Annotated in this window: 24 protein-coding genes; 13 read left to right on the forward strand and 11 right to left on the reverse strand. The window is 57.3% G+C overall.

The window, feature by feature from the left end:
* Positions 1-94: 94 nt before the first annotated feature.
* Positions 95-3,352 (reverse strand): NERD domain-containing protein, encoded by a 3,258-nt coding sequence (locus O3S81_RS20185; protein WP_269346062.1) that lies wholly within the window; start codon positions 3,350-3,352, stop codon positions 95-97.
* Between the two features lie 332 nt (positions 3,353-3,684).
* Between O3S81_RS20185 and O3S81_RS20190 the strand changes: the two genes are divergently transcribed.
* The 6 genes from O3S81_RS20190 (at position 3,685) to O3S81_RS20215 (ending at position 9,068) form a co-directional block, all read left to right on the forward strand.
* Entirely contained in the window at positions 3,685-4,440 is a 756-nt protein-coding gene (locus O3S81_RS20190; RefSeq protein WP_269346063.1) for a nucleotidyltransferase domain-containing protein, read from the forward strand.
* The gene (locus O3S81_RS20195; protein ID WP_121692443.1) at positions 4,437-5,162 is read left to right on the forward strand and encodes a DUF6602 domain-containing protein; all 726 of its coding nucleotides are present in this window, start codon (positions 4,437-4,439) and stop codon (positions 5,160-5,162) included. The genes O3S81_RS20190 and O3S81_RS20195 overlap by 4 nt, the downstream gene beginning before the upstream one ends.
* Before the next feature lie 9 nt (positions 5,163-5,171).
* On the forward strand, positions 5,172-6,014 hold the full coding sequence (locus O3S81_RS20200) for a hypothetical protein (RefSeq protein WP_121692442.1): 843 nt from the start codon (positions 5,172-5,174) through the stop codon (positions 6,012-6,014).
* Between the two features lie 299 nt (positions 6,015-6,313).
* The gene (locus O3S81_RS20205) at positions 6,314-6,838 is read left to right on the forward strand and encodes a helix-turn-helix domain-containing protein (protein WP_269346068.1); all 525 of its coding nucleotides are present in this window, start codon (positions 6,314-6,316) and stop codon (positions 6,836-6,838) included.
* Positions 6,839-6,926: 88 nt separating this feature from the next.
* On the forward strand, positions 6,927-7,643 hold the full coding sequence (locus O3S81_RS20210; RefSeq protein WP_269346070.1) for an Abi family protein: 717 nt from the start codon (positions 6,927-6,929) through the stop codon (positions 7,641-7,643).
* Positions 7,644-7,778: 135 nt separating this feature from the next.
* Positions 7,779-9,068: a hypothetical protein gene (locus tag O3S81_RS20215; RefSeq protein ID WP_269346072.1), complete on the forward strand. Its 1,290-nt coding sequence runs from the start codon at positions 7,779-7,781 to the stop codon at positions 9,066-9,068.
* Between the two features lie 185 nt (positions 9,069-9,253).
* Here the strand turns inward: O3S81_RS20215 and O3S81_RS20220 are convergent, their stop codons facing one another.
* Positions 9,254-9,811 (reverse strand): hypothetical protein, encoded by a 558-nt coding sequence (locus tag O3S81_RS20220; RefSeq protein ID WP_269346074.1) that lies wholly within the window; start codon positions 9,809-9,811, stop codon positions 9,254-9,256.
* 800 nt (positions 9,812-10,611) lie between these two features.
* On the opposite strand from O3S81_RS20220, the gene O3S81_RS20225 reads away from it, so the two are divergent.
* The 4 genes from O3S81_RS20225 (at position 10,612) to O3S81_RS20240 (ending at position 13,964) form a co-directional block, all read left to right on the forward strand.
* On the forward strand, positions 10,612-10,845 hold the full coding sequence (locus tag O3S81_RS20225; protein WP_269346076.1) for a DUF2188 domain-containing protein: 234 nt from the start codon (positions 10,612-10,614) through the stop codon (positions 10,843-10,845).
* A gap of 350 nt (positions 10,846-11,195) precedes the next feature.
* Positions 11,196-11,675, forward strand: coding sequence for a toll/interleukin-1 receptor domain-containing protein (locus O3S81_RS20230; protein WP_331284197.1), 480 nt, complete (start codon positions 11,196-11,198; stop codon positions 11,673-11,675).
* Between the two features lie 31 nt (positions 11,676-11,706).
* Positions 11,707-12,699, forward strand: a complete 993-nt coding sequence (locus tag O3S81_RS20235) for a hypothetical protein (RefSeq protein ID WP_269346080.1) — start codon at positions 11,707-11,709, stop codon at positions 12,697-12,699.
* 440 nt (positions 12,700-13,139) lie between these two features.
* Positions 13,140-13,964 carry a hypothetical protein gene (locus O3S81_RS20240; RefSeq protein ID WP_269346082.1) on the forward strand — a complete coding sequence of 275 codons (825 nt, stop codon included), beginning with the start codon at positions 13,140-13,142 and terminating at the stop codon, positions 13,962-13,964.
* Between the two features lie 88 nt (positions 13,965-14,052).
* Here the strand turns inward: O3S81_RS20240 and O3S81_RS20245 are convergent, their stop codons facing one another.
* On the reverse strand, positions 14,053-14,658 hold the full coding sequence (locus O3S81_RS20245) for a hypothetical protein (RefSeq protein WP_269346083.1): 606 nt from the start codon (positions 14,656-14,658) through the stop codon (positions 14,053-14,055).
* A 151-nt stretch (positions 14,659-14,809) separates the two neighbouring features.
* On the opposite strand from O3S81_RS20245, the gene O3S81_RS20250 reads away from it, so the two are divergent.
* A complete protein-coding gene (locus O3S81_RS20250; protein ID WP_269346085.1) occupies positions 14,810-15,379 on the forward strand; it encodes a hypothetical protein in 570 nt (189 codons plus the stop codon).
* A gap of 400 nt (positions 15,380-15,779) precedes the next feature.
* Complete coding sequence (locus tag O3S81_RS20255) at positions 15,780-17,252, forward strand: coiled-coil domain-containing protein (RefSeq protein ID WP_269346087.1); 1,473 nt, start codon at positions 15,780-15,782, stop codon at positions 17,250-17,252.
* A 360-nt stretch (positions 17,253-17,612) separates the two neighbouring features.
* Here O3S81_RS20255 and O3S81_RS20260 read toward each other — a convergent pair whose 3' ends face one another.
* The 4 genes from O3S81_RS20260 to O3S81_RS20275 all read right to left on the reverse strand — a co-directional run bounded on the left by O3S81_RS20260 (position 17,613) and on the right by O3S81_RS20275 (position 22,677).
* Positions 17,613-20,054, reverse strand: a complete 2,442-nt coding sequence (locus O3S81_RS20260) for a S8 family peptidase (protein WP_269346089.1) — start codon at positions 20,052-20,054, stop codon at positions 17,613-17,615.
* Positions 19,960-21,042: an AAA family ATPase gene (locus O3S81_RS20265; RefSeq protein ID WP_269346090.1), complete on the reverse strand. Its 1,083-nt coding sequence runs from the start codon at positions 21,040-21,042 to the stop codon at positions 19,960-19,962. The genes O3S81_RS20260 and O3S81_RS20265 overlap by 95 nt, the downstream gene beginning before the upstream one ends.
* A 507-nt stretch (positions 21,043-21,549) precedes the next feature.
* Positions 21,550-21,900: a carboxymuconolactone decarboxylase family protein gene (locus tag O3S81_RS20270; RefSeq protein ID WP_442864959.1), complete on the reverse strand. Its 351-nt coding sequence runs from the start codon at positions 21,898-21,900 to the stop codon at positions 21,550-21,552.
* Positions 21,901-21,909: 9 nt separating this feature from the next.
* Positions 21,910-22,677 (reverse strand): SDR family NAD(P)-dependent oxidoreductase, encoded by a 768-nt coding sequence (locus O3S81_RS20275; protein ID WP_269346092.1) that lies wholly within the window; start codon positions 22,675-22,677, stop codon positions 21,910-21,912.
* Between the two features lie 109 nt (positions 22,678-22,786).
* Between O3S81_RS20275 and O3S81_RS20280 the strand changes: the two genes are divergently transcribed.
* A complete protein-coding gene (locus O3S81_RS20280) occupies positions 22,787-23,290 on the forward strand; it encodes a TetR/AcrR family transcriptional regulator (RefSeq protein ID WP_269346094.1) in 504 nt (167 codons plus the stop codon).
* A 7-nt stretch (positions 23,291-23,297) separates the two neighbouring features.
* Here O3S81_RS20280 and O3S81_RS20285 read toward each other — a convergent pair whose 3' ends face one another.
* Genes O3S81_RS20285 through O3S81_RS20300 form a run of 4 tightly spaced genes read right to left on the reverse strand, consistent with a single transcriptional unit; the run spans position 23,298 to position 26,866 of the window.
* Positions 23,298-24,509 (reverse strand): MFS transporter, encoded by a 1,212-nt coding sequence (locus O3S81_RS20285; protein ID WP_269346096.1) that lies wholly within the window; start codon positions 24,507-24,509, stop codon positions 23,298-23,300.
* Positions 24,506-25,420: a flavin monoamine oxidase family protein gene (locus tag O3S81_RS20290; RefSeq protein ID WP_269346098.1), complete on the reverse strand. Its 915-nt coding sequence runs from the start codon at positions 25,418-25,420 to the stop codon at positions 24,506-24,508. The genes O3S81_RS20285 and O3S81_RS20290 overlap by 4 nt, the downstream gene beginning before the upstream one ends.
* Positions 25,417-26,118 (reverse strand): cupin domain-containing protein, encoded by a 702-nt coding sequence (locus O3S81_RS20295; protein WP_269346100.1) that lies wholly within the window; start codon positions 26,116-26,118, stop codon positions 25,417-25,419. The genes O3S81_RS20290 and O3S81_RS20295 overlap by 4 nt, the downstream gene beginning before the upstream one ends.
* A 1-nt stretch (position 26,119) precedes the next feature.
* Entirely contained in the window at positions 26,120-26,866 is a 747-nt protein-coding gene (locus O3S81_RS20300) for an SDR family oxidoreductase (RefSeq protein ID WP_269346101.1), read from the reverse strand.
* Positions 26,867-26,963 lie beyond the last annotated feature (97 nt).

Here is a 26,963-nt window from a genome sequence, read left to right on the forward strand (position 1 = left end):
CCGTGGCGTCCAAACCGGCGGCAGGAAACCGACCATCGTATTGTTGCACTACCTCGGCCGTGTGGGGATAGCGACTAGCGGTAAGGTCAGAAACCTAGCAGCGCATTTCGATCTGGCGAATAGCAGCAGTCGCCGATCGCGCGAAGTCTGGTTGATTGAGGAGAATTCGCAGCATTCCCAAATCGCTCCTGTCGCCTAGCTGCCCGACGAGGCTCACTGCCCATGCTGTGGACCGCTCATCTTTGCGACCGTGACTGTCTAAAGCTGGAGTGCCATGAGGCAGGAGCTGCCGTGCAATTTTAAGCAATTCCGGCTGAAAAAGTCGAGAAATCTCGACCGATCCATAGCTTCTTGACTCAGACATCGGCGAGCGTTGTTCAAGCCCCTCGAGAATGACGTCATGCAGACAACTAATAACGATGGGAGCAGGTATAAGCAGCAACGCTTCCCAGGCCGCAGCTGCACCAGACAAGGCAGCCTCCGAACGAACTTCAACATACCTTACGATGTCACGGAGGTGTACGAAACATCGCTGGCGATCGTCATCCGTAGGCGCTTCAGGCAATTCGACTCCATGTCTCGCAAGGAACCTCGTCGCTAGAACAAAAACCGCGATTTCGTCCTGCCAGTGCGGATTGCTTTCCGGATAGCGCGCATAGCGAATGAAAAGTGGCGCACTCGAAGGGTCATCTCTATCTGCCACTGCGGTCGCTAGCCATTTCAACGACATGGAGCGGCGAACGCTATCGGCTTGAAAAGCGCGGGTTACCAGTCGCTTCTTCTCGATATCCGAAAGGCCGTTGATCTCCTCGCAATATATGCCGTCGAACGGATGATCGAACTGGGCGACGTAGACCGACAGTGCCTGCTCAAAGGTATCTTCTTCATCCTCGCCGTCCAGCGCCGCGCGTAGCTGGTCTTTTATCCCTTCTCGTGCCTCTTCCGCTTCCTCATCGAGAGCACCCAGAAGCTTCAATGCCTCGATAATGCTGGTGCTGATAAAGATGTGAAAATCATTGGGCTCAAGTTGCTGTATCGCTTCGGTGAGGGTGGTAAGCGCCTCGTCTGAAGCGCGGCGCACAAAACCGGCGGCATGCAGGATGGCAAGCTGTACATGATACGGCTCGCGCCGAAACCTCGCCGTAATCACCTTTGCGAGTTCCTCGCAGAACGACGATTCATGCCCGGCATACAAAGAGTGCCTATGTTCAACGGCGAAATGAAGTTCGCCGGATGTCAAATCCATCAAATGTTTGGAGCGCATCACATCGCTTGGTCCAACGTCCTCCCAAAACGATTGCGCCGCTCCCACCATGAGCCGGAAACTCGATTTCCAGCCGGAATACAGGCCGAGATACGCAAGCCCAAAGCTGACACTTCGAAGTCCAACATTGTACCGTTGGGCATCATCATCTAACCGCTTTCGCTCCCACAGGAGCCGAGCGTCCATTGCTCGGCATAGCCTCAGGTATTCCTCGACCATAACGCCGAACTTTGCAGCAATGCCCAAACCGCAAAACTGGGCGATCTCTTCTTTGCTGTAGTCCGGCAGTTGCTCCCACTCGACACTGACCTTGTCCTCGGTCGCACGAAGCGCCAATCGCAGGTTTTCGATATCGAAAAGTATCTGGGATGCCGCTTGGGCCAAGATTTTGCGGGACGCCGACCTGGCAACTGGGCCGGACTCGCCCATAGCGCATTTCGCTAAAATTTCAGCGCTCGTCAGTGAGCCTAGGATTTCACAGGCTGTTGTCTCGTCGTCGACTGCCGCCAAAACATCCGGTGCAAGGGCTTCGGCAAAGGCGGTATTTAGCGCTTGCGACACTGCACCTGTTCCCGAACGGGCAAGCTGAGCGTAGGCCTGCGCAGCGCAGCCAAACAGGAACATCTCGTGATAGAAAGAGATGCGGCCGGCGCGGCGTTCAAGCAGGCCGGATGAGACCATTGTCTCGCACTGCTCATCGCCAAGACCATTCGCGATCATAATGTCGTCGAATGCGGTCTCGGTCATCGAATAAGAGAACTGCCCAAAGAGCTGAAGAGCGAAGGATCTTAGACCGGCGTAGCAGGTTCTCGCGTTCTCTCCCAAGCGTTTTCGGATGATCTGATCAACAAGAGTGCTTCTTGTCGCATCAAAACCAAGCTCTCCTTGAAGTTCGGCCACCATTCTCGCCTCGAGGCCGCTTCGCACCCCTGTAAGAACCTTCTTCGCCTCAGCAGAGAGAGAGGATGCTGCTGCGGCTGTCGCGATTCTATTTTTCAGGCCATCATCCGGTTCACTCACCCTGATGAGTGCCAATTCTTCAAGAATGGCCGGTCTTTTGCCCTGGCTGGTGACGACCAACTGTGCTCCGTATCTCCTGGCAAGGATTTTCAATCCGCGGAGTGTTTTTTCAACGACGTTACCGGGTAGCTCGTTTAGGCCGTCAAGAAAGATGCACACACGCGCGGACGTCTGCCGGACAGCTTTCAGCAGCGAGGCCAGGAGGATATCCGCCACGAGTGCAATTTCGGTTTTCAGAGCATCGGCAAGCGATTCCGAAATGTCTTTTGCCTGCACAAACAGGACTACTGCACCATCCCGCGCCAGATGTACCGCAGACGCCTTCGCCATCAGGGTCTTGCCGCATCCTGAAGGGCCTGTGACGAATACTCCCGCATTTCCTCCAGCCAGCGCAGACGCAATGGCATCACGTTGCTGATCGCTAGCGGCGATCCAGCCATCGGCCTGCGGATTATAGTCCCTGAGGAGAGCTTCTCGATACCGCCCCATGAGTTCGGCCGGCGCATTGTCGAATGCCTCGATCAATGGCACTCGCCTGAGGCGCTGGCGTTCAGCCCATTGCCTCCACTCCTCAAGAGACCAAGGGTTACCATCCTCCCGAGAAAGTGCTGTAAGAAAGTCCGCCAAGCCGCCAACATACACCTTGAAGTTTCCAGGCGTGAGATCGGAGCCTTCAGGAATATCCTCGGTGAAAACAACGTGTGCCTGGGGATGAAATTCCTTCGGCAAGCGCCCCATGGCGTCGCGAAGGATATTCTTCTGACGGAGAGCCTGCTTGTAGCCATTGGTGACGGTTGTCCAACCGCCATCGGCCGTCGCGTACTCCCACATGCCCTCGATATCGCCGCGCACAGGAAAGGCGCTTGACTTGACCTCGGTGACGACAACGCGGGTAGCTGTGATGACAACGAAGTCGAACTGCCGCCCGGAAAGCTCAAAATTGGCGAACACCAGAAGTGGTTGTTTGTGTTCATCGGAGAATTTACTCAAAGCTCGGAGAAGCTTTACTTCTGAGCGGTGCGCGATTGGGTCGCCTATAAAAATGTCCAAATATTCGTTGTGACTCATGCCGTTTATTCTAGCAAAGTTTTAACTCGCCCGCACCAACGCCGATCTGGACGGGCTAGCGCGGGAATCGTGAAAAGCTCCGCCCTGGCGTCACGGACGAAGCTGAATCGCGGGCGTGCATACCAGTAGTAATATCAGCGGCAGAAGAATTTATTCGGCAACATTGGGCGGATGTATTCGGCGCACTCATCGATCGCAGACGGGCTTTTGGGGCGTCGCTCCGAGTCGTCCAACTGTCCTGATCTTAAATCGGCCGCGAAAAGGCTTCTTGCGAGATGGTGTGTAAAATGTGACGTTACACTCGCCCATCCTCAAGGAACTGACCCACACGCATGAGCGACGCCTATTTGCAGGGAATATTGGCCCGCGAGGCCGTCGATACCGGGCCATATTCGCCGGTGCGGGATGTTCAGGGGATTCTGACGCCGCTGGTTGGCGAGTGGGCTAACGGCAACCTGATTTCGATTAGCCCGAGTGGATCATTTTCAAAGGGAACAGCCAACCACAGCGGCACGGATATCGACCTGTTCATCTCGCTGTCGGAGAACACGCCTGATACGCTCCAGGAGATATACGACAAGCTGTTCGCCAAGCTCGCAGGGGCGGGATACGCGCCGAAACGACAGAACGTTTCCATAAACATCAGGGTCGGCGGCTACGACGTGGACCTGGTCCCGGCCAAGCGGCAGAACGCCTTGTCGAACGATCACAGCCTTTATCGGCGCAAGGCCAGCACCTGGACCAAGACCAACGTCCAAACGCACATCAAGACTGTTTGGGCGGGCGCCCGGCAGCAGGAGTCGCGCCTCATCAAGCTGTGGCGAGACCAGAAAGGGCTAGATTTTCCGTCCTTCTACGTTGAGCTGGCCGTCATCGTGGCGCTGAGCAATACGAATTACCCGACCTTGAGCGATCGGATCGTCGCGTGCCTCACCTATCTGCGCGACACATTTGCGAATGCCCGGTTTGTCGATCCCGCCAACACCAACAACGTGATTTCGGACGATCTGACGGCTGCGGAAAAACAAAGGATCAGCGCTGCCGCGGGGCAGGCGCTTAACGGTGGCTGGGAGCAGTTTATCAGATGAGTGGGTGGTCGCTGCAGGAATTACTGGCTGGGTTGCACGACAAGGTGCAGGAGGACCTGAACCGAGCGCGCAAGTCGTTCGCCCATTCTGGCACGAAAGGTGACGCCAGCGAAGCCGTTTGGGTCGATTTGCTGAACACCTATCTGCCGAAGCGGTATCAGGTAGACACCGCCCATATCGTGGACAATCACGGCACGTTCAGTCAGCAGATTGACGTCGTCATTTACGACCGGCAATACACGCCGCTGATTTTCGAGATGCACGGCATCAAAATCATTCCGGCCGAAAGCGTTTATGCCGTATTTGAGGCCAAGCAGACGCTGAACGCGACCTATGTGGGATATGCCCGCGACAAGGCGGCGAGCGTCCGTAAGCTTGACCGCACCAGCCTGGCGGTGACGTGGCTCGGCGGGAAGTCGGAACCAAAGAAGCCGCACTGGATTCTCGGTGGCATCCTGACGTTCGAAAGCGAGTGGAGCCCGCCGATGGGCAAAACCATGACGGACCTGCTCGACAGCGCACCGGATGAAAGTCTGCTCGATATCGGCTGTGTGGCGGCACACGGCTGGTTCGGCCGCAAGGCCGACGGCGTTACGGCCGTGACACTCAACGGCAAGTCCGTCACGGGATTTCTGTTGGAGCTGATCGCTCGGCTGCAGGAAATCGGAACCGTGCCGATGATCGACGTGCGGGCTTATGCTCGCTGGCTGGCGGAAAACTAGGAGCGCTTGATGCTTAAATTTGACCCTGCATGGCGGTTTTCCAGCCCTGGACCGGCGCCGGCGACCCTGTCGCGCGCATTCTATGATTTCATCGAAAAAATCGCCTCTCAGGGAAGCACCTGGGGGATCGTGGAACGCTTCAAGGAAGCGTTCGGCGGTTCGGGGAACAGCAGCAGCCTTAGCTGGGCGTGGTCCGATCTGGATAGCGCAATGCGCCGGGCGGAAGAAAACGCGCCACTGTTCATCGAGGCGTTTTATACGGTCTGCATGGAGTGCGCTGATGACGGCCTGGGCGTGCCCGACGTGGCGATGATCAATCGCGTACTTGCGGAACACGGCGCGGGCTATCGAATCGAACCGCCCCATCTGGTCGCCGCAAACCCGCAGACCCCACCGATTTCCGTGCCCGACGCCGCACCTTCCCTCGACGCCCAGGCGCGGGAGCTGATTGACGCGTCGCTCGAGGAGTCGAACCGGCTCCTCGGAGAAGGTAAAAGCCGCCAGGCGGTCTCTGAAATCCTCTGGCTTCTGGAGTCGGTCGCGACCGTGTTCCGGGGCACCGGCACGAGCGATGGCACGGTTCAGGGAAAATACTTCAACAAGATCGTCGGCGAAATGAGATCCGGCAATCGCGGAACGGCTCAGGAGCAAATCCTTGACTGGATGACGAAGTTGCACGGCTTCCTGTCCTCACCAACCGGCGGCGGCGTACGTCACGGCATGGATCTCAAGGCCGGGGTCGCCATCCAGCAGCATGAGGCGCGGCTGTATTGCAATCTGATCCGGAGCTACATCACCTATCTCATCGAGGAACACGAGCGTCTTCAGAAGATGGGAACCACTGCAGCGTGAAGCGGCGCGAATGCTTTACTTCGGATCGATCGATTAGGATCGGAACACGGCGCACTTTTCGTTCCGATCAGCGTTTGGGCATGTTACAACTGCTTTTGCGGTACAAAAAATGAAGATTACGTATGGAAACTAGCGACCCCACCCGTCGGGAACCGAGCTTCCTAAGGTAGGGTCGATATCCGACCAGTAAAGAAGCGCGGACTATATAGCTATAGTGGTGGACACAGCACAATTAACGGAGATAGGGGTACCCCCTGCGTTTTCCATACCCCTGCCAGCCCGCGTCATTGAAAGCTTGTATGCCCCTGCGTATCTTCTTTGCAGCCGAAGGAGATTTAAACCATGAGCGCAACGCCTACCGACGCAGAAGTCATCAACTTTCCCAAACCCGCAGCCAAAAAGCCGTCCTCTACGGAGCGCATCTGGGGAAGGCTGTTTATAGTCACGGCTATGCGGGCATTCCCTCCATCCTGATCCAGGCCCAGCGGCGCCTCGGCATCAACGCGATGCAGATGAACATCATTATCCAGCTTCTGGATTACTGGCACGAGCCTACGCGCAAGCCGTTTCCGGCCAAAAAGGAACTGGCGAAACGCATGGATGTCACGGAGAAAACCATCCAGAACAATATGCGCGCCCTGGAGAAGGCTGGCTATATCAAGCGAGAAATGCGCAAGACGGCCGCTGGAGACTGGAACAGCAATATCTACCACCTCGACGGTCTGGTGACGGAGATTCAGGCGCTTGAGCCGGAATTCGCGGCTGAAAAGAAGCAGCGGAAGGAAGCCAAGGCGGCTTTGCAAGTTCCGAAGCACGTCAAGTGATTAGGGCAAAAAATTACCCCGGCCGCATGCCTAGGGCAGAGACGGTACCGGGGTGTACGATTATCTATATAGAAGGGGTGGGGAAAAAATGCAAGGGGAAGTAGGGAAGCCAGTTTCCTATGAAGCGCTGGAAATGGCGCTTTCCCTAGAGCGGTTTGGCCGTTACCTCGATTGGGCGAACGGCGACCGTAGCCGCGCTATTGAGCTATATACGCTCAACACGCTGATTTCGGAAAGCCTCTATACGCCGCTGCAGATGCTTGAAGTGGCGCTGCGCAACCGAATCCATGCAGTCATGACCGAAGCGGTTAATGAAAGCTGGTTTCATGAACCGGGGTTGCTGCTCGGCGAATGGCAGCCCGAACAACTCGCCAAGGCCATCCAGGACATTGAGGCAGACAAAAAAGAAGCGACCCCCGGCCGGATCGTCGCGGCCCTGACCTTCAGCTTCTGGACCGCTATGTTCGGCAAGGACTATGAAACATTGTGGCAGACGACGCTGCACAAGATCGGCCGTAAGCCAGACGGAAAGGGGCTGCGAAGAAAGGATTTCTCTGGCCCGCTGGCGCAAATCCGCAGCCTGCGCAATCGCATTGCCCATCACGAGCCTGTCATCATGTGGAACCTGCCAAAGCGCTACGAAAGCATGGTGGAAATAACGGGCTGGCTGTCCCCGGCCGCCGCGGCCTGGTGTCAAGCGCACTGCCGGTTTTCAAAGGTCTATCCGGCGGAACCGATCATGCTGCATCAGCCGCTCAAGGAAGCGAAAGCCGGGAAGCCTGATAGGATGAGCGACCGCGCCTAAGCCATCTGACTTTGCGCCACCATGCCACGCTGATCGACCACAGATGGAGCAAGACGCGCGTCGTCTTAAAGAAACAAGACCTACAATCGCAGAGTTTAAGAACTATTCCACTTCATCAGAAACGCGCTAATCCCGATGTCACAAATCGATCGCCTGAACCCCTATCTGCATGGCCCTGTCACGATCCGTGCCCCGAAAATGACGCTCTTAGCCCGGGACTTCGAACCGCCCTTGGCGGAGGGGGAAGGCGTGTTCGAGCTCGTGTCCGAGCGGGAATTCCGCTATCGCATGACAGGGCTGCCTGTCGATCTGAATCACAGCCTACAAGCTCTCAATCGGGAGCGGGATGAGCCGTACGACCCTCTCAACAGGTTCCGTCTCGTGATGACCGACGCGGACGGGACAGAATGGATGGGCGGCTGGACGGTGCCCGATGTAGATCCGGATGGCGATCAATGGGTGCTTCAAGGCACGGTTCAAAGTTTGAGCGCCGGCGTTCAGGGGCCTGCAATGGGGGAAGGCGGCGCCGAAGCCCGCTTTCTCATTCCCCGAAATCATAGCGCCTCGATCATTTTTCGTCGCTTTGTGCAGAGCGACGACGGGAAGGGCGGACTACAGGCCATCCGCACCATCGAAGCTCTCGGCGTGCTGGTCAGGTTCGCGTTCGATAGCGAAACCAACGTGCTGTCGATTTCGGCTGACAGCAGCGCGGCACTACCCGCGCACAACGCGGAGAACTGGTTCGGGGAACCGCTCCGGATTCTTTTCGGACAGTTGGTGTTTCCGCGTCTGGTCGAGCGTCGGTTTCCGGACGGGCGGTCGATGCTCTGGGTGCGACAGTCTCCCGTCTGGACTGCAGATTCGACATGGACCGCTTTGTGGAACGGTGACGACCGTCTTACGAACGACGCCGATTTCTTCGATCTCTATGCTGGGCTCCTTACCCTGGTTGCGCGCGAAGGAGGGTGGGAAAGCCACACGATCACCACCTTCTATGAGGAAGTGATCCAATCTGCGCAGGGTTCCAGATGGGTGATGGCGCTGACGCTGGCCAGCAGTATCGAAGGCGTGGCGCGTCGCCTCGTTCCTGGAGGCACGCTCAGAACCGACGCCGATCAGGCCGCTATCGATTCCCTAGTCGCTCATATCGAGCAGTGGGAGGGTGCGTCGAGGCTAAGGGATGCAGCCAAAGCCGCGGTGAATAGAGCGGATGCGGTTTCCGTGCAGCGGGCGCTTTACACATTGGCGGATGAGAGGGTGGGAACAAGACCTCAGGTAGCGTCCTGGATAAAGATCCGCAACGGTGTCATGCACGGCAAGCTTGTTTCGCCCTATTCAAGCGAGGAGGATGACCAGATCATCATCAATCTAGCCGGTCTGCTTCGGGCGCTGACGCGAGAAGCAGCGCGGCGCGCATTGATTTGATCCTTGAGAAGGCGCGAGCGAAATCGGAATGTTCTATGTATCGAGCATGTTAAACTGATGCAGCAATGTCGGAGCCGCAAGTGTCGCTATCGGCAAGGCCGCAACAAAAGCATCGACCTCTTCCTCGATGCTATGAAATCTTCCAACGGTTCGTCTCCTGCATTGCCGAGATCGGCATAACTTTATCAATCGGGAAATTCCGCTCGGGGGTGGGCAAGCCTCGCTGCAGCGAGAAGATCCGAAACATCATTCAAAAGAATATAATCGATGCCACCGAGTAGGTGTGCCAGTCTTGCTCCATAATCATGGGTATTATCACGACCGCCGCCCGTGACGATTGAGCGGATGAGGAACTTTCGAGCTTCCTCGTCCCCGGGCTGCACGAGATACCTGATGTCCCTCAAGGCGCATTCGACCATATACATAGCAAACGTATCGCCGACACGTTGGGACTGGAGAACATAGTAGAGGCACGTGCCAAGACTGCGCGCCGCATTCGCCGGAATGCCCGCCGATCCTTGGTGAAGGCTTCCCGGAAAACTACGATGAACCGATCCCTCTGGGGCCTTTCGAGTAAACTGAACCCAGTGTCCCAAGGTGTTGATACATTCATAGATCAGGTGAGCATTCCAAGTCGGAAATTCATCACCCTGAGCGATCTCGGGACCGGTGGCATCGTAGATGTCAACCAGCTCGCCAACGAAGTGATCCAGGTATCTTTTGTGCGATTTAAGCATACCCAAAAAGCAGCTGCTCCATTGAGCGTGGGGTATGCAAATTTGCTCACCCAGCCCCTCCTGCGACAATCTGTCCCGACGGCGGAAATTTTCATGGGAAAACAAGCCGGCGTGGATCTTCCGTTCCGGATTTGTGCTATAACCAGCTTAGTGAGTCGTTAACCATATCAAGGTTTTTTTGACTCGCAGTCGGTTTTATCCACAGCGTCGTATTGACGATTTGTGGAAAAAATGTAAAATCGCGCAGCGGCATATTCAATAGCTATTGATTTGTATTCAATTCTCAGATAACAAAAAAGCCGGAGACACGTTTTGCGTGCTCCGGCTTCTGTGTTTTCCGAACGCTGAACGTCGGCCTCGGTTCAAGGAGACACGGCGCGGCGCACGTCAACGGTGACACTTGGTGTGTATCCCTCGCGAAGCCTTTTTTCAACTGGCCGCAGGATTGAACCCACAATGGGATCTCATAGCAGTGGCGGTGGTGACCGTCTGAAGCCGGGGCAGGCTGCCCCTCGTTCTGATCAGTACGACCTTGTCGGCGCCTGGGGTGGTTGCCCCGGTCTCGAAGTGATGGGGGGCAAGGGTAAGACTTTGCATCCCCGCAATAGCAGTCCCCGCCTTACCCCCTTGATCGTCTCCCAGATCAAGGGCCTCTGGCAGCATACCCGTCTCAACCAAGCTCAGATCGCAGCTCGTCTTGGTGAGCTTAACCAGGGTCGTGTCTCCGAAGTTATCTCTGGTCAGCGCTTCCCTGAAATCCAGCCTGCAGATCTGCAAGCCGTCCGTTCTTACATGTGAGGTGAACCATGGCACGCGATACGCACCGTGTAATGCCTCATCCTGACGGTGGATGGCAGGTTAAGCGTGATGGCGACCAGAAGGCCAGCCATCGCACCGACATCAAGAGCGATGCTGAGAAACTCGCCCGTCCGATCAGTCGGAACCAGGGAACGGAACTCCAGATCCATGGCAAGAATGGCGTGATCCAGCGCTCCGATAGCCATGGCAACGATCCGAACCCGCCCAAGGACAAGAAGTAAGTCGCCGGGCGATCTGGGACAATTAGAAAAATGCACCTGGTGACCACTTATCTCCGGGTGCATTTTTAAAGTTGAATTTCCATAAGTTGTATTGTCATATTCTCTGAATTGGGGAACGAAAAGTCATGTCACGATGCACGGCGCCGAGAAACGGCCACCGCACTGCAAGCGGTCGAGAAAACTGCCCCGCATGTAGTCGCGGGTATAGCCGTTATGGCGGTGGATACAGCAGCTATTCAAGCTCTTACCCATCTTATTCTTCGGGAAGCACCGGTGGTGTCCGGAGCAGCGGGGGCGGGGGCGGTGGTGGCGGAAGCGCAAGGCCACGCTGGTCGCGAGCCGGTTCTTCCGTGTCTTACACCCTTTCTGAGGTGCTCGCCCTCACACCGGTACGGGAGAGCGTCGAAAGACAGGCGCCGTTGGATCTTCGGGACGTCTTTCTTTGCCATGCTTGGGACGACAGGCAGGGCGCTGCGAAGGAACTTCACGATCTTCTGGAAGGACTTGGTGTCAAGGTGTGGTTCAGTGAGAAGGACGTGGGCCTTGGAGTGCCATTGCTTCGCGCCATTGACAAAGGCCTGGCCAATTCGCGGATCGGTATCGTCCTTGTAACGCCCGCGCTGATCGCTCGCCTTCCCAAAGAAGGCATTGCCGACAAGGAACTCTCGGCACTCCTTGCGGGCGAACGGCTTGTTCCGGTTGTGCACAACACAACATACGAAGCTCTTCGCAACGTTAGCCCGCTACTTGCATCCCGAAGTGGCCTGAGCACTGCAGAAGATCCCATGGCAACTGTTGCGGCCAAACTCGCCGAACTGGTCGCCCTTTAACGTGCAGCACAACAGATCGAGGGATGACAGCATGCAGAAGTACCGTAAAGTGCCCTGGCAACGGAACCTCAGACAGGTGCCGGCTGCAATTCTGAACAAAATCCAGCATCTTCCCACAGATGCTTTCGTGGTTGGCTGCGTCAAAACGTTGACGGCGTCACAGCTCACTGATCCCTTCGGCCACCTGGCTCCTCCTGGTGAACTCGACGCCGCGAGCGATGTCCTGCCCCCGGCCAACATGGGCTTGTATTCAGAGCGGAATACGCACGGCTGGGTGGAAAAACGCAAAGACCTCCCGAAGATAACGAAAACATTTTACTGGGAGTCGCCCAACTTTGGTGATGCTGCCACTTATGGAACGCACCTTCATTTCCATGACCGGCAGGTCTACCAAACCGAGTATCACGAGCCCCGTCTCTACAAGATCCGGACCAAGCTCCTGAAAATGGCTACAGGGCCTGTCGGCGGCGGTGTCTATCAGATCACGGTCGATCAGCCCCTTCTGCGCAGCCAGAAGGACTTCGAGAAGGAGCTGCTTTTTATCCTGAACCTGCTTCAGGAAAACTGCGGCGAGGTTGACGTTTTCAGCGATGGTGCGTCGGCCGAAGAGATTATTTCGACGCTCTCGCTGGACTGGGACGTTTTCCCTCCGGGAACCAACGAAGATATCGTGCGCCATTTCATAGGCGGGCGCCAACTGCCTGCAGGGAAGGCAGGGGTTGTCGCCGAAAGGGTCAAGTTGTTTTCACTGCTGAAACCTAACGCCTACCTCAAGGGTAAAGGCACCTTCGGAAACTACATTGGCGCCCGTTACGCGGACGATCTGGTGGTTTTCGAGAACATGGATTACGGCAATGCGCTCTACATCCTCTATGATGACTGGGCAGAGGTTTCCAAGCGCTCCAGGCTCGATCTCATTCGTGGAACCGATGCCACCTTCGATCGCCTGGTTCACTCGTATGGATGGGAACAGGCGTTCGGCAAGATCATGAAGAGGGAGAAGCGGAAACGGGGCTTGGTCTAACCCGGTTAACCGGTAACACAGCCAGGCGCCGAAAGCCTAGCTGTGCCGCCTTGAAACTACTTTTATCACTTCACATATCATGAATATGCCCTGGGTGGTTCGCAGACGCTGGCTTGGCATATGAATGGGTTACCAGTGGGCGCGGCCTTAGCCCAAACGCAGTCCGAACGACAGAAGCGTGGCCGCCGGGAGTTCACCGTCACTCTCGCAAGTCGCTGTCAATCCTGACGCCAGGTGAAGGCTGTCAGGGGTCTGAAGCGCGGGGTCGGCTCCGAAGAGCAGATGTTGACGCAGAGGGCATGGGACCGCCCTGGCTAAACCCCGGGGCTGGTCGTACTTATGTCCTCGCTTAAGGTCTCACCAAAGAGCAACAGGACGTGACTTTCTGGTCTGGTTGTGCCAGGCATTCGGTGCACGCATTAAATCAAAGGGCAGGAATGATGGGTCAGCAGCTTTCCAAGTGGAAACGGCGGAAAGAAGCGCGCCAGAGACTCTATGACATAGGTGAAGATAGGGCGCATACCCTGGTAATCCACTACTCCTGCGAATCCTTCTACGAAATCAAAGATGGCCGCACTCCGCGCGTTACATCCATAGCCGTTCGCTATTTTGCTTCCGGCACGACAGCCTCTTTTTCGATCCACAAATCTGCGGAGCTCAGTAAAATTGCGTTCGGAGACATTGATGGCCAATACGACGTTCTCGAGAAGCAAATGCTGGACGAGTTTTTCAAATTTATAGAAATTCATCAGCAATATCAATTTGTTCACTGGAACATGCGCGACATCAACTATGGCTTTCAAGCCATTGAACACCGCTACAAGGTGCTTGGCGGCAATCCGATTTCGATTCAGGAGTCAAAGAAAACAGACGTGGCCCGCCTGTTAATCGACGTATACGGTCCTGGCTACGCTGCGCATGGCAAGAGCGGGCGCCTCCATACTCTTATGGATCTGAATTCGATTAAGACGAAGGATGTGCTTACCGGCAAAGAGGAAGCACAGGCGTTTGATGATAAGGAATACGTCAAACTCCACCAGTCAACGCTGAAGAAGGTCGATGTCGTCGACAATCTGCTAGATCGTTTCATCGACGGTAATTTGAAAACACAGGCAAAATTTAAAGAAAAATATGGCTATCATCCCGCCATATTGTTTGAACTGCTTAGTGAGCATTGGATCGTATCCTTGCTCGGCGTGGCAATCGCGATGATATCATTCATCGCGGTGTTCTTTCCGGATTTGTTTCCTTCGATTTTCGGTTAAGACCGAACTGAAAGCAGTTTAGCCCATCAGGTCGTGTGGAATGGGGTCCGCACGTTCATTCCAGTCGATCACCCTCCGCGGCTGCGCGCTATTGTAGACCACTGACCCGCGACGCCGGAACGACTGCAGTGATGCTGTGGGAGACCTGGTTCGAGCCAGTCGTAGATGGGCCGCTTGTGATGAGCCAGACCGGTGCAGTCGCTGAAGCAGCACCGGTATATTTGACCGTTATAGTTCGCTTGCAACTGACAAAGGCATCCTGCTGTTGCCGATCGTTCATGTCATTCAGTGCATCGCGTATACAATCCAAGAGACCGGTCTGGAAAATATTCCGCTTATTGCAGTCGTCGAAATTTCCTGCGCTGATGTTGAAAACAGATCTGTAGGTCCGGGAGCTTGCGTCCGTCGTATCGATGCCACCTGACACGCCGATGTTGAACAGGGGAAATTTGAGCCCAACCGGTGTCCCAACACTTTTTGTGCTTTCCAGTACAGTCGTAATCCTGGCTTTCAGCAGGTCAGGTTTGATGCTGCTGTAATTTCCCGCCCGAATGGCGAGGGCAAGCTCACACTTGATGCTTGAGTTGATGACGTCCTTACTGAAATCCCAGATTTTTGGATAATATCTCGGTGCGGCAAGTGCCTGACCCGATATGAAGATCACACTTAACAGCACTGCAAAAATTCTGCGCATTTTCGCAAGCTATAGTAGTATGGACGATAAAGTCGAGGGTTCGATTTTAGCTTGATCCAACAAAATGCTCGAATTAGCCGCGGCTGGTAAGTTGAAAAGCCTCGGCTATGTTGAAAGGGGACTTGGCTCAAATGGAGGAGTTGGAAAATAGATGGAAATGGCGCTCCTCGGCGTTTCACCTGAAGCCTGGTTTCCGATCATTACGCTGCTTGTCGGCGCACTCCTCAAGGGAGTCTTCGATATTCTCACAGAAAGGCGTGCGGAACGTCGCGAGGCCCGGTTGCGCCGTGAACAGCGGCGCGACGCCCTTCAGCTGAAACGGGCTGAATTCCAGCATGCGACCCTTGTTGAGTTTCAGGAGGCGACCGGTCGGCTGGTGCGGCTTTTCGGTCGGGCGCACTTCGTCGATGAAATGCACTTCCGCGAAACAGGAAAGTGGAAAGGCGCTCGCCTTCCGTCCGACCTGGATCAGGATCTGGCGAACGAACAAGCAATCTTCGCACGCTTGCGAGTGCGGATCCGGGACGAAAAGACACGCAAGCTGGCTGCGGATTTTTCAGACCTGGCGATCGGCGCCATCATGTCCAAGGATCAGGACGATGCGCGTGCCGCAATGATGGCTATGACTGATCGCATGGTAGAACTGACGGAGCGCGTAGGGGAACTTATCCGGGATCTCGAAAGTGACGAGGATGCTCTTGTTCTGAAAGACGCGCGGTGAAAGGGCATTCATTGGGTGGAAGCCTCACCAATCCAATCCTTACCTTCCCTCCACTGCTTTGCGCACGATGTTAAATGCCAACGCAATGCCTGCGATAGCGTCCGATTGCAGTGATCCGCTCGTCGATGTGCGTCGAGTACTGGTCGATCGGGTCAACGCCCTATCCATGATAGACGACATTATCACGATTATTCAGCGCGATAAGCAATTGGGAGATCTGCGGGTCACGGGTTCGACTCCGTTCAAGGCGTTCGCCCATGAGGTTCAAGCCGCGGCAGCCCCCAACCCGCGTACACCGCAAAATAACAAACCTGTAATCTGATTTACTTCCCTAGGGGATAGCTCAAGACAGGTGGTACAGTTACGGTGTCAGTAAGCAAGTTCGGGTTGGGGAAGTGAAGTGGCTCTATCGCAGAAACAATTTCAAGAAATCCGCAGTCTCTTCGTTCATCCGGATGGTACACTAACTGAAGCCGCTCATCGCGAATCAACTGAAATTTCTTTGAATCTTATCCGCGACATAGTCGTAGAGCGTTTGAATGATGCAAGCTTCATTGATCTAATTCCTACAAGTATGCCCCTCGGGCAGAGCAGTGGATATCTAGTTGAAGACGCCGCAGGAATTGTTGAGAAGCGATTAATGCTAGTGGCGCAGCGAGCAAAAAAGTTACAGAAAGACGTTGATAAAGCAGTCCAATTGGAAGCCTTTCCAATCGCTGCCGCAATCGCGATCGAAGTGGCAGGCACCCACCCTAACACCGCCGATCTTCCTGACGGCGAGTCTGCGAGCGACTTTCGAAATTCGATGCGATCCTACCTCGCTGCAAAAAAGCGTTGGGACGATAAGGCAGATGCTGCTTACGAGCCTAACCAACTTCAAGAAGATATTTTTCAGATTAGAGCTGCCAAAAGGGAACTTGCCTCTCAACGGCGAGCGTTAAGCCTCCTCTTGGAGGAAGCACGTATCCGAGTCGAAGCGAAGCTTACGGAAATCGATAGGCGATCAAAAGACATTGAGGACGGCTTTAGGACTAACCGCGAGTTATTACGAGATGACCTTTCGCTCCTTCAAAATACAGCTTCGTCAGAAGCTGAAGGCCGTGAAAGGCGTTTTCTTGAGTTTCTGAAATCGACTCAGTCGGATCTCTCAAATGCGACGACTGAAATCGTTGATACCTACAAAAAGGAAATCGATAAACTTAACGCCAATCGCTCTCACGTTGAAGAACGTCTAAACGAGCGCATAATAGGACTTCAAGATTACATATCGCGAGCTGAGGATGCCGAGGCTCGTCTGGTGGCGCTAAATGCGTCGATCAGCCTTACCGAAGAGAATTTGGCGGCATTTAAAAAAGCGGCTGAGGAACGCGCTGGACAGTCCCAAAGTCGTCAGCATTGGTCACGTCGGGTCAAGATCAATAGTGCTGGCTTTATTTCGTCGCTTGTATTGATTCTGTTTTTCCTAATTATTGTGCCAGTTTTAGGTGTCATATACTCTTCTGAAATTTTGCTGTTTTTAAAGTCGGTGAATAGTGAAATAAGTAATGAGCTTGGGGATTCGCCAAATGCCGCCCAAGTCACGATGGCGGCTGTGAACCGCTTGCTTTTGATCGGTGCCCCGGTGGCGCTCTACTTTTGGCTGGTAAGAATACTCGTCCGTTACAATTCGATGGCACTGGCCCTGATGGACGATGCGCATCAGAGACGAACAATGATCGATACGTATATCCACCTAATCGAGCATCAAGTCGCCAGGACTGAAGATCGGGCGATACTCCTAAACGCCATTTTTCGGGCATCACCAGGACAAGGCAGCGACGTAGAACCGCCTAGCTTTGTAGATCTTATCGATCGACTGAAGCCGTCATCATAAAGATGCAGAAACAAAAATTGAAACCATCGCTAGAAGCAACACCTCCGCCGCGGTAGCGTTGATGCAATGGATTGATCGGGATTGAGTCATCAGTGACAACCTGAATGTATGAAAAATCACATTTGAAAAGGGTAACAAGAGGCCCTGCTGAATTCGACCTTTAGCTAATTGTAACTGATGGACTAGCTGCTGGATGTTAACCGCCGCCCTTCGTCCGAGAGACACCGGAGGCGTTGTGTCGATCGAGGAAGCTTTTCGCGAGCAAATGAGGGACGGAAATTGAGTGATGGACCGACCGCCATCGGTAATAATGCGACCTCTCCTGTTCTCCTCTACAATCCCAAGCTACTGAGCTGCGACTTAGACGGCGACAACCGTTGCTACCCTATTTGCGATGGCGGCCTGCACCTCGGCGTATAGCTCGGCTGGGGCCGAGCCGGCGTCGATTTCGATAACCAGCGCGAAGCGTGCATTATAGTTGTGGGGATCGGGGATGCTCTTCGCCTTCCACCATCCGGTTACGGGATGGACTGCGATTAAATTGCGGCGTGCAAGGTCTGAGGCAGCACATGTCAGCTGATCGATCTGAAGCGATCCAACATCGCGCCTGTTCGGCCCAAACATCCAGCCATCCGGCTCCTCGATCGTCCCCTCATCTGTTTGCTCGGCAATCTTGCTGATCCGCCTGATAAAGGCGCCCGGCTTTTCATTAGGCCTGTTCAACTTAAAGCGCAGATTGTGCGACGCATAACGGTATTTGTTGCCGCGTGCCGGTTCCGAGGGGTTCGGCAAAATGAAGGTGCTGAGGCTGATGCGGAGCTTAACCTCGATCGCACCAAGCCGGCGAAGTTCCTTGACCGGCCAGGGAAGCTCGAACAGCTTCAGCTCGTTGTGGATATGCTCGGCATTCTTCGTGGCGCTCTTCTTGTAGGGCTGGATCGTATCCTCGACGATGAGCGTCAGTGCATTTGACGCGCTGCGCCGTGCCCGCTCCATATCTGGAACGCCATAGCCATAGCGCCTGAAGAGAATCCCCAGATCCGTCTTCGACGGCTGCTGAGGAACGTGGCTGAGCATCCGGTTGGTCCATCGGGCCGACGACACGAAGATTGCCCGCACGGTTTCCGGCCAGAGCTCCGGATAGTCCGACCACAGCGCGGTGATGTCGCGCGAGGCGAGCGCTGTCGCCGCACTGGTCTCGCCGCAAGTCGTGAACGCCCGCGCCGGATATTGGTGATGGGTGGTGAGCGGCGCAAGGGCCGGATGTTTCATCGGCGGCGGCGCGCCGTGCATAAACCAGTTGCCACCCTCGTAAACGACGTCTGGCTTGATCGGCCAGTAGGATTGCCAGCTTGCGGTCCGCGATGACGGCGCCAGATCGCCCAAGGGAGCAACGCAAACGCCGGGCTCCTCCGGCGGCAGCGTGACCTTCTGCGTATAGGCGCCAACACTGATTGCATTCCATGCTTGCGCAGGCGATTCCAGCTCGTTGTCGGGGTGATCGGAGACGGCGAGATAATTGCCACCGGTGAAAGCGTTCTGGTCGCTGTTGCCCGCCGAGACCAGAATAAGTCGCTGGCGTCTCTGCAGTCCTGATGCGCCGGAGGCGAGCTGATCGATTTCACTCGACCAGGACGTCGGCGCGCCGTCATGTGGTGTGTCGTCTTCCGTGGTGCTCGCCAGGCAGAAGGTCCGCCGCCGGACCGCAGCCGCTTCCGCCGCATTGATGCCTTTGCGCGTCACGGTTCCAAGCAGATGATGCGGATTGTGGCCGGCATCCGGTATAATCTTTGCCGATTCCAGCCGGTGACCGATGGTGATCGGTAAAGTGGTCTGCAAGGCCGTGCTCAGATCGCCGAACAGCGCCAGGCCGGCCAGCTGCGTACCATGCCCAACGAAATCGTTGACGTCCCATGCCGCCTCCGCGGCATGCCGGTCGGCTGCCGCCAGTGCGGGCTGGATCAGAGGATGGGCCCGGGTCACGCCGCGATCGAGGAGCGTGATGTAGTTCGGATCGGCATCGACGGAAAATGTGGTGCGGCCGACGAGATCGCCGACCCACTCATGTTGTTCCTCGATCGGCATGGCATCGAAATCGTCTGCGGTACGGGTCGGCGTCGCCAGCGCCCGGACACCGCCAAGATTTCGGACAGCAGCTGCCAGTTCAACGGCAGTCGCAACCGCGATCACCACCACATCTTCCGGGAATTCTAGCCTGTCGGTTCCGACCGCAACACCATAGTCTGCGGCACTGGCGAGAAAGCCAGAGGCGCCCGACCTTCCAAGCCAAACTTCCCAGGCCTGCTTGCCGGGTTCGGTCGGAAACCGGCCACCGGGACTGCGCCATAAGGCCCGGAGCCCGGCCTCGGAAATCGCGCCGATACTCTGCACCAAGTCGGCGTTCTTCGGTGGCTTGAAGCTTCCGTCTTCGTTGACCGGGAGATCGCCGCCAAAATCCTCAATCTTCTTGCGAAGCTTCTCGATGCCATTTTCGGTCGCAAACACCGTCGCCGCCGCCGTCGCGCCGGGCTGCTTCGCGACTTTAAGAAGGGTCAGCCCACTGGCGTTCAGGCTCTTGGTGACCATCACCTCATGCGGGCGTCCCTCGATCGCGAGGTAGACACCCGGTAGGTTGTTCTCGGTGATGTTTGGGAGGTGGCCGAGGGCTGTCAGCAGCGCCTGCGCATGCGCCTCACGGTGGTTGACGTCACTTGGATGTTTTGACGATCCGCCGGTTTTTGCTGCGAACGGGCGCGTCTTTCCGATTCCGCTCAGTGTGAAGTGGCGCCGATCTCGAGCCATGTTTGCCTGTTCCTATGCCTTGCAGCGAACGCCTCCGCTCCAGCGATGCCACCACCGCTGAAGTCTCGACGGCGCCGGAATCGAGAATGACAGCACGGCGCGCAGCGTCTTCAGCGGCCGCGATCACGTCGGCCGTCGACAGACCATCGGCGCAGCCGGTGATCTGACTCCAGTTGATAGCACCGACGTCGAAGCCGTGCAGTCGGCGGCGCATTGCCTTTTCGATCGCGTCCTCGTTCGGCAGGTCGTAAGACAGGACCAGATCGAAGCGGCGCAAAACCGCGCGGTCGAGCAGTTCGGGAAGATTTGTGGTCGCGATGATAATCGATGGACCAGTGTCCTCGTCGAGGAACTGGAGGAACGAGTTCAGGACGCGTCTAGCCTCGCCGACATCGTTCTCATTGCCGCGACTTGAGGCCAGCGCATCGATTTCGTCGAAGAGGTAGACGCCGCGTGTCGTCTTGATCGCGTCGAAAACCATGCGAAGCTTCTGGGCAGTCTCGCCCATGAACTTCGTGATTAGCCCGTGCAGAAGAACGGTAAAGAGTGGATAGCGAAGTTCGGCGGACAATGCCGCGGCCGTCAGGGTCTTGCCGGTCCCAGGCGGACCGGCCAGAAGCACCCGCCGCCGTGGCCGTAGGCCGCGCTCTTCGAGCTTTTCGGCATGGTGGATCTCGACAACCAGATGCCGAAGTTCGTCTTCGATAACAGTCGGCACGATCACATCCGCCATCCGGGCCGTCGGATAGCTGGCGCCCAGGAAGCCCGACAGTTCACCGCGTGGAGCGGCAAGGGGCGTCAGGTTGGGCCGTTTCTGTTCCGGCGCGCTGGCGCCGGCCTCGGCCCACTGGCGAAGTTGTTCGGCTAGACGGCTGTGGCCCTTTTGGGATTCGGCGGCAGCCAACTGCATCGCAAGGTCGTAAAAACGATCCTTGTCGCCTTCAGCATGGCTCTTGACGAGCCCTATGATCTGTTGTGCCGATGCCATGGTCTTAACTCTAAGCGTGTTGCCTGATTTAGGAAGCCCCAGAACGATTATATGGGAACTTTCTGAACAGATTTACTTGTATCCTGTCGGAATTGGCTCGCGCGGACCTTACGATCCGGAAGGAGCCGCAGGCATAACGCTCCGCCCCCGATAGTTGTTCGCAAGCTCATAGCAGTCAGGGTCGGCCGACACCACCCGATTCAGAGAGAATGAAGAGGCGAAGAAAGGCGGGAAGGAACATGATCACAGGGTTTCCGCGTCGGCGTCGGTTGCGCTCCCCGATCGCCCTGTGTTTGGGTGTATGTCTTCAAAGGACTGAAAAGGGAGCACGAGCGACTTCACCCGTCATTCGGTGATCGAGTGCGTCAGGATAAATAAAAATCTCTTTGTTTCAGTTCTTGGCTGCTCAAATTGAAGACGCCAACTTAGGGGGTCGACGGTTCGATTCCTTTCAAGACGTTAACTTACAAGTACGAGCGCGCCGAAAAGGCGCGCCCGGTGTTTTCTTCATTTCTGCGGAACGCTTGCGATCGCATCGAAAACTCGAGCTGAATATGTCAGGGCAGCTCCGGCATTGAGTGCGATCGCGACACCCAGGGCCTCTGCAATCTCGCCCTCGGTCGCACCGAGCTCGATGGCCTTCTTGGCATGAACCGCAATACAGCCGTCGCAACGCGTAGTAACGGCTACGGCGAGGGCGATAATCTCGTGCATCTTCGGCTCGAGACGACCCGTCTTGTTGCCGCTGCCTTCGATCGTGTTCAGGCCGCGGAGCACGTCCGGGCTCAGCTTGGCGAAGTCGCCAACCCGGCTGATCAGCGCGTCGCGATAGGCGTTCCAGTCCTGCATATTATTCATGACCGCTCCCTATTGGCGGCCGGCGGTGACGCCGCCGTCGACCGGAAGAACCGTGCCGGTGATCCATGAGGCCTGCTCGGAGGCGAGGAACAGGATGGCCTCTGCAACGTCGCGTGGCTGACCGTTGCGGCCGAGCGGATGGAAGGCGTTGAACGTCGGCAGCACTCCTTTGACCTGGTCGTCGGAGAGGAAGGTGTTATAGACCGGCGTCTCGACGACGGCCGGAGCCACGGCGTTAATTCGGATGTTGTACGGTGCTAGTTCGATCGCCAGATTGCGAACCATGGCGTGGACGCCTGCGTTCGCAGCCGAGTATGCGGCCGATGGCGTGGCGCCGATCGCCTGGATTGCCCACATTGAACCGGTCTGCACGATCACGCCGCCCTTTTCCTTCATGGCCTTCGCCGCAGCCTGCGCGGTGAAGAATTTTCCCTTCAGGATCGTGTCCAGGTACCAGTCGTAGTCGGCTTCCGTCAGCTCGATGAACGGCTTCGGATTGAAGACGCCCGCATTGTTGACGAGCACGTCCAGCTTACCAAAAGCTGAAACTGCCGCGTCAACGAGAGCCGCGCCGGTCTCCGGCTTGGCGATGTCGCCTGCGGAAACCACGATGTTCTTGCCCGACGGATCGATGTCCTTGGCTGCTGCCTCAAGCTTCGCGAGATCGCGACCATTGATGGCGACCTTCGCACCTTCGGCGACAAACCGCGCTGCTGCTTCCTTGCCGATGCCCGAACCGCCGCCGGTGATCGCTACTACCTTGCCTTCGAAACGCATGTCTTTCTCCTTGTTTTTGTCTATCTAACGTTAGATAGATGATCTGGATCTAAGGATTGCGTTTCCGAATTGCAAGTCCTATCTAACATTAGATAGAGAGGATTTTGAAATGACCGATACCGTTACCGCCATCCTGGACGCTGCCGAGGAACGAATCAGGGGCGGGGGCTACAGCGGCTTCAGCTTCCGCGACGTCGCGGCCGACGTCGGCGTAAAGTCGTCCTCCGTCCACTACCACTTCCCCGCCAAGGAGAAGCTCGCAGCGGCCGTCGCGCGGCGATATACCGACCGCTTCGTCGACGCGGTGGACACGGAGATCGCGAACGGCTCGGAGGTCGTCGAGGCATGGCGGGACGTGTTCCGCACCGCTCTGAGACGAGACGGCCGCATGTGCCTCTGCGGAGCGCTCGCCGCGACCTCGCACGACCTGTCGGAAGAGGTCAGGGTCGAGGTCCGCCGCTTTTTCGAGTTGGGCATCGCCAAGCTTCAGGAAGGCGGCCTCGACCGTGACGCCGCCATTCGGGTGCTTTCCGCGCTCGAGGGTGCGATGCTCACGGCGAACATCCTCGGCGACCATCAGGTCTTCGAGAGCGGCAGCGCCGCTCTCGTCTGAGCATTCCCTAGGCCGCGGACAGCGGGCGCGCTGCCCGCCAGACCAGCGGGACGAGCACGAGCGCGCAGGCAGGCAGCACGATCCAGTTGATCGTCTCCCATCCGGAACTGTGCAGCAGCGAACCGGAGAAGAAGGACGCGCAGGCGACCGTCCCGAAGACGAGAAAGTCGTTTGCGCCCTGGACCTTGCTCCGTTCCGCGGGCGTGTGGCAGTCGCCGACCATCGACGTCGCTCCGATGAAGCCGAAGTTCCAGCCGATCCCAAGGAGGATCAGCGAAACCCAGAAATGCGCGATGTCGAAGCCGGACAGTGCGACGGCCGCCGAAGAGCCGATCAGAAGGAGGCCTACGGCCGCGATCCTTTCCTTGCCGAACCGCACCATCAGGCGGCCGGTGATGAACGACGGGCCGTACATGGCGAGGATGTGCCACTGGATGCCAAGCGCCGCCTGGTCGATGGAGTGGCCGTGCCCGACCATCGCGATAGGGGACGCGGTCATCACGAAGGTCATCAGGCCGTAGGAGACGACGCCCGTTGCGATGGCGAGCAGGTACCGGCGGGAGCTGAGGATCTCCAGAAGCGGCCTCTCGGCAGAGCTTGTGGCTCCCGTCGTCCGGGTTGCCGCCGTCGAGCGCAGGCTCCATAGGACAGGGAAGGCAAGGGCCGCAAGCAGGAGCTGGCTTATGAAGCTTCCGGCGAATGCCGTGCCGGGTACGGCGTCCCGTGTCCAGATGACGAGCTGCGGGCCAATGATGGCGGCCACCAGTCCTCCGACCATTACGCGGGCGATCGCCTTCTGGCCCTCCGCACCCGAGACATTGTCGGCCGCGGCGAAGCGGTAGCTCTGGACGTAGGACGAGTAGAAACCGGCCATGCAGGTCCCGAGGCAGAAGATGACGAAGCTCGAAAGGATGATCCCCATGGCCGCGATCAGGCCGGAGATCATGCCGATCGTGGTTCCGAACAGATATCCGCTTCGGCGGCCGAAGCGGCGCATTACATAGGCCGCCGGCAGGGCTCCGAGCGCAAGGCCGAGGTTCAGCAGGCTCACGGGCAGGGTGATCAGGTCCGGATCCGGCGAGAGCTTCTGTCCGACCAGTCCTCCCAGCGAGATGACGATAGGAGCATTGGCCCCGCCGAAGGCCTGGGCGACGGTCAGGATCCATCCATTTCTCTTGCCCACGGCCGTATCGACCGGTGCGTTCTGAGCGATGTTCATTTCGTTTCCAATCTCGTGAGGATTTCTGAGACCGCCTGCTTTGCGGCGACGACGGCGCCCGCGAGATAGCCGGGTTCTGATGGACTGGTCTCGCTGCCGGCCATGACCAGACGACGTTCCCATTCGCCGCCGACCCACCGTGAACTTCCGGGAGTCGGATGATCTCCACCGGTCCGGTCGTCCGCCGTCGCAGTGAACGGGTCTCCAGCCCAGTCTTTCAGAAGGGTGGCACGAGGAGTCAGCGCCGCTGGTCCGAACAACCTTCCGAGCTGGTCGACGCAGGCTTGCTTCAGCGCCTCCTCGCCGACCGACTTGCGTTGCTCGGCGCCGACGCCGAGAAAGCCGAAGAAGGCCGCCCTGCCAGACTTGGTCGTGGAGTCGTGGATCTCGACCATAGGCCCGACCATGCTTTGGGCCGTTCCTGAAAGGCCGTCCGTCCCACGCAGGGACAGTTCGACGCCGTGTTGCCTCAGGGCCATCGCCCTGACCTGAGTTCCCAGTCGGATTCGTTCGTCGGGCAGACGCGCGGCAAGCGCCCGCACGACCGCGCCCGTTCCTCCGGAGACCCGCATGGACTGCTGGTTCTCGTAGGCGGGAGAGAAACGCTGCGGCCGTTCACGAGACATGCGCTCGAAGACGACGTCGCCGGTGCTGTGTTGGATAAACGAATCGAGCCCCAGTTCGGTGACGAGCTCGGCCATGGTAGGCTGCATCTCGGGCCAGAACCACGAAGGGCCAAGATCGAACCCATCGTCAGAAGGCGTACCGCCATCATCTACTGTCAGGATTCGTCCGCCGAGGCGGTTGCGACCCTCGAGCAGGAGAACGTCGACGCCCGCGGCGTGAAGCGCCTGAGCCGTGTAGAGGCCTGCCAGGCCCGCGCCGACGACAGCCACCTTGCTTGAATTCATGAACGTGTCTCCTGGACGGACACATCGAACGCGCAGACGTCGTAGTGCATCGGAGGCGCCGCCTTGTACCAGACCCGCGCGCCTGCCGGGCCGACCTTCGCATTCAGGGCCTGTCCTGCCGGGAGCCTCAGCCAGCTCCACCGATCGAGTGCATCGCCATCCTCGACAAAGCTGCCGTCGATGACAAGAAGCTCAAGCCCTTCGTCATTGGCAAGCTCGACGTCGGCACCCGCCTGCCATTCCTCCAGCCCGACGCGTTCTTCCGAACCTTGAAACAGAACCGTCGACGAGGTGACACCGGACCGCAAGGCTGCGGCGTGGCCTTCGCCCGGACGGCGCACGATGCGCTCACGGTCATCCGCCTTGAACTGCCAGAGCTTCACCAGGATCGTGCACCCGGCATCGCTCTTCGGCGTGTGCCCTGTTCCGGGAGGGTTGCGAACATATGTCCCGGCCGGGAAGTCGCCGCTCTCGTCCTGAAACGTGCCGTCGAGAACGAGGAATTCCTCGCCACCCGGATGCTGGTGATGGGCGAAGCTGCTTTCCGGCGCGTAGCGGACGATGGATGTCGCGCGAGCCTTCTCGTCGCCGATCCTAAACAGCATGCGCCGGTCGACGCCCTTCGCTGGGCTTGGTACCCAGTCGATCGCGGCGGCGTGGACGAGTGCACGCCTGGTGAGGTTTTCGTTGATCAACATGTCAAAGTTCCGATCTGCCGCCGTCGATCACCATCTCGGCCCCGAGCATGTAGCTCGATGCGTCGCTGGCCAGAAAGAGGACGGCGGCTGCGATCTCTTCCGGTCTGCCCATTCTACCAAGTGGAACCTGCGTGCCGACCCGCTCGGTATAGGCGCGAAATTCCTCGTCGGTCTGATCCTTGCCGCGGTGGATCGGCGTTTCGATCGATCCTGGACTGACGGCATTCACCCTGATGCGACGGTCGAGCAGTTCGGCCGACATCGTTCTCGCGAACGACCGCACCGCCGCCTTCGAGGCGGACAGGATGGCGCGGCCGGGTGTTCCGACCTGGTTGAGCCAAGACGTGTTGAGAATGATCGAGGCGCCGTCGCGCAGCAGCGGAAGCACCACCTGGACGGTGAAGAACACGCCCTTTACGTTGGCATCCATGATCCTGTGATATGTCGCCTCGTCGGCCATCGCGAGCGGCGTGCCCATTGCAACGCCCGCATTCGCAAAGACGATGTCGAGCGATCCGAGGGTATCCTCGATCTTCGTTCTCATCGCGGCAAGGTCTGACAGCAACGTGACGTCCACGACCACCGGAACGACGTCGCCACGGAGTTCGGCGACGGCCTTGGCGAGCTTTTCTTCCGAGCGCCCAGTGATGGCGACGCGCGCGCCGTTTTCCATCAGTATCTTCGCGGCTGCCAGGCCGATCCCGCTCGATCCGCCGGTCACAAGCGCCGTCTTTCCTTCAAGAACCATTCGTTTTTCCTCATGTTCAGTCGTCCATGAATAGACCCCACCGTTTGCATTCACGAGGAAAAGACGCCATATCGAGAAGAAAGAAAATCTTTGTCGT

This window comes from Agrobacterium sp. SOY23 (assembly GCF_027212525.1).
Lineage (GTDB): Bacteria > Pseudomonadota > Alphaproteobacteria > Rhizobiales > Rhizobiaceae > Agrobacterium > Agrobacterium tumefaciens_I.

What these genes read in the sequence shown, in the direction of transcription:
- O3S81_RS20185 (WP_269346062.1), bottom strand. Translation starts at nt 3,352, where the DNA reads ATGAGTCACAACGAATATTTGGACATTTTTATAGGCGACCCAATCGCG.
- O3S81_RS20190 (WP_269346063.1), top strand. Translation starts at nt 3,685, where the DNA reads ATGAGCGACGCCTATTTGCAGGGAATATTGGCCCGCGAGGCCGTCGAT.
- O3S81_RS20195 (WP_121692443.1), top strand. Translation starts at nt 4,437, where the DNA reads ATGAGTGGGTGGTCGCTGCAGGAATTACTGGCTGGGTTGCACGACAAG.
- O3S81_RS20200 (WP_121692442.1), top strand. Translation starts at nt 5,172, where the DNA reads ATGCTTAAATTTGACCCTGCATGGCGGTTTTCCAGCCCTGGACCGGCG.
- O3S81_RS20205 (WP_269346068.1), top strand. Translation starts at nt 6,314, where the DNA reads ATGCCCCTGCGTATCTTCTTTGCAGCCGAAGGAGATTTAAACCATGAG.
- O3S81_RS20210 (WP_269346070.1), top strand. Translation starts at nt 6,927, where the DNA reads ATGCAAGGGGAAGTAGGGAAGCCAGTTTCCTATGAAGCGCTGGAAATG.
- O3S81_RS20215 (WP_269346072.1), top strand. Translation starts at nt 7,779, where the DNA reads ATGTCACAAATCGATCGCCTGAACCCCTATCTGCATGGCCCTGTCACG.
- O3S81_RS20225 (WP_269346076.1), top strand. Translation starts at nt 10,612, where the DNA reads ATGGCACGCGATACGCACCGTGTAATGCCTCATCCTGACGGTGGATGG.
- O3S81_RS20235 (WP_269346080.1), top strand. Translation starts at nt 11,707, where the DNA reads ATGCAGAAGTACCGTAAAGTGCCCTGGCAACGGAACCTCAGACAGGTG.
- O3S81_RS20240 (WP_269346082.1), top strand. Translation starts at nt 13,140, where the DNA reads ATGGGTCAGCAGCTTTCCAAGTGGAAACGGCGGAAAGAAGCGCGCCAG.
- O3S81_RS20245 (WP_269346083.1), bottom strand. Translation starts at nt 14,658, where the DNA reads ATGCGCAGAATTTTTGCAGTGCTGTTAAGTGTGATCTTCATATCGGGT.
- O3S81_RS20250 (WP_269346085.1), top strand. Translation starts at nt 14,810, where the DNA reads ATGGAAATGGCGCTCCTCGGCGTTTCACCTGAAGCCTGGTTTCCGATC.
- O3S81_RS20260 (WP_269346089.1), bottom strand. Translation starts at nt 20,054, where the DNA reads ATGGCTCGAGATCGGCGCCACTTCACACTGAGCGGAATCGGAAAGACG.
- O3S81_RS20265 (WP_269346090.1), bottom strand. Translation starts at nt 21,042, where the DNA reads ATGGCATCGGCACAACAGATCATAGGGCTCGTCAAGAGCCATGCTGAA.
- O3S81_RS20270 (WP_442864959.1), bottom strand. Translation starts at nt 21,900, where the DNA reads ATGAATAATATGCAGGACTGGAACGCCTATCGCGACGCGCTGATCAGC.
- O3S81_RS20275 (WP_269346092.1), bottom strand. Translation starts at nt 22,677, where the DNA reads ATGCGTTTCGAAGGCAAGGTAGTAGCGATCACCGGCGGCGGTTCGGGC.
- O3S81_RS20280 (WP_269346094.1), top strand. Translation starts at nt 22,787, where the DNA reads ATGACCGATACCGTTACCGCCATCCTGGACGCTGCCGAGGAACGAATC.
- O3S81_RS20285 (WP_269346096.1), bottom strand. Translation starts at nt 24,509, where the DNA reads ATGAACATCGCTCAGAACGCACCGGTCGATACGGCCGTGGGCAAGAGA.
- O3S81_RS20290 (WP_269346098.1), bottom strand. Translation starts at nt 25,420, where the DNA reads ATGAATTCAAGCAAGGTGGCTGTCGTCGGCGCGGGCCTGGCAGGCCTC.
- O3S81_RS20295 (WP_269346100.1), bottom strand. Translation starts at nt 26,118, where the DNA reads ATGTTGATCAACGAAAACCTCACCAGGCGTGCACTCGTCCACGCCGCC.
- O3S81_RS20300 (WP_269346101.1), bottom strand. Translation starts at nt 26,866, where the DNA reads ATGGTTCTTGAAGGAAAGACGGCGCTTGTGACCGGCGGATCGAGCGGG.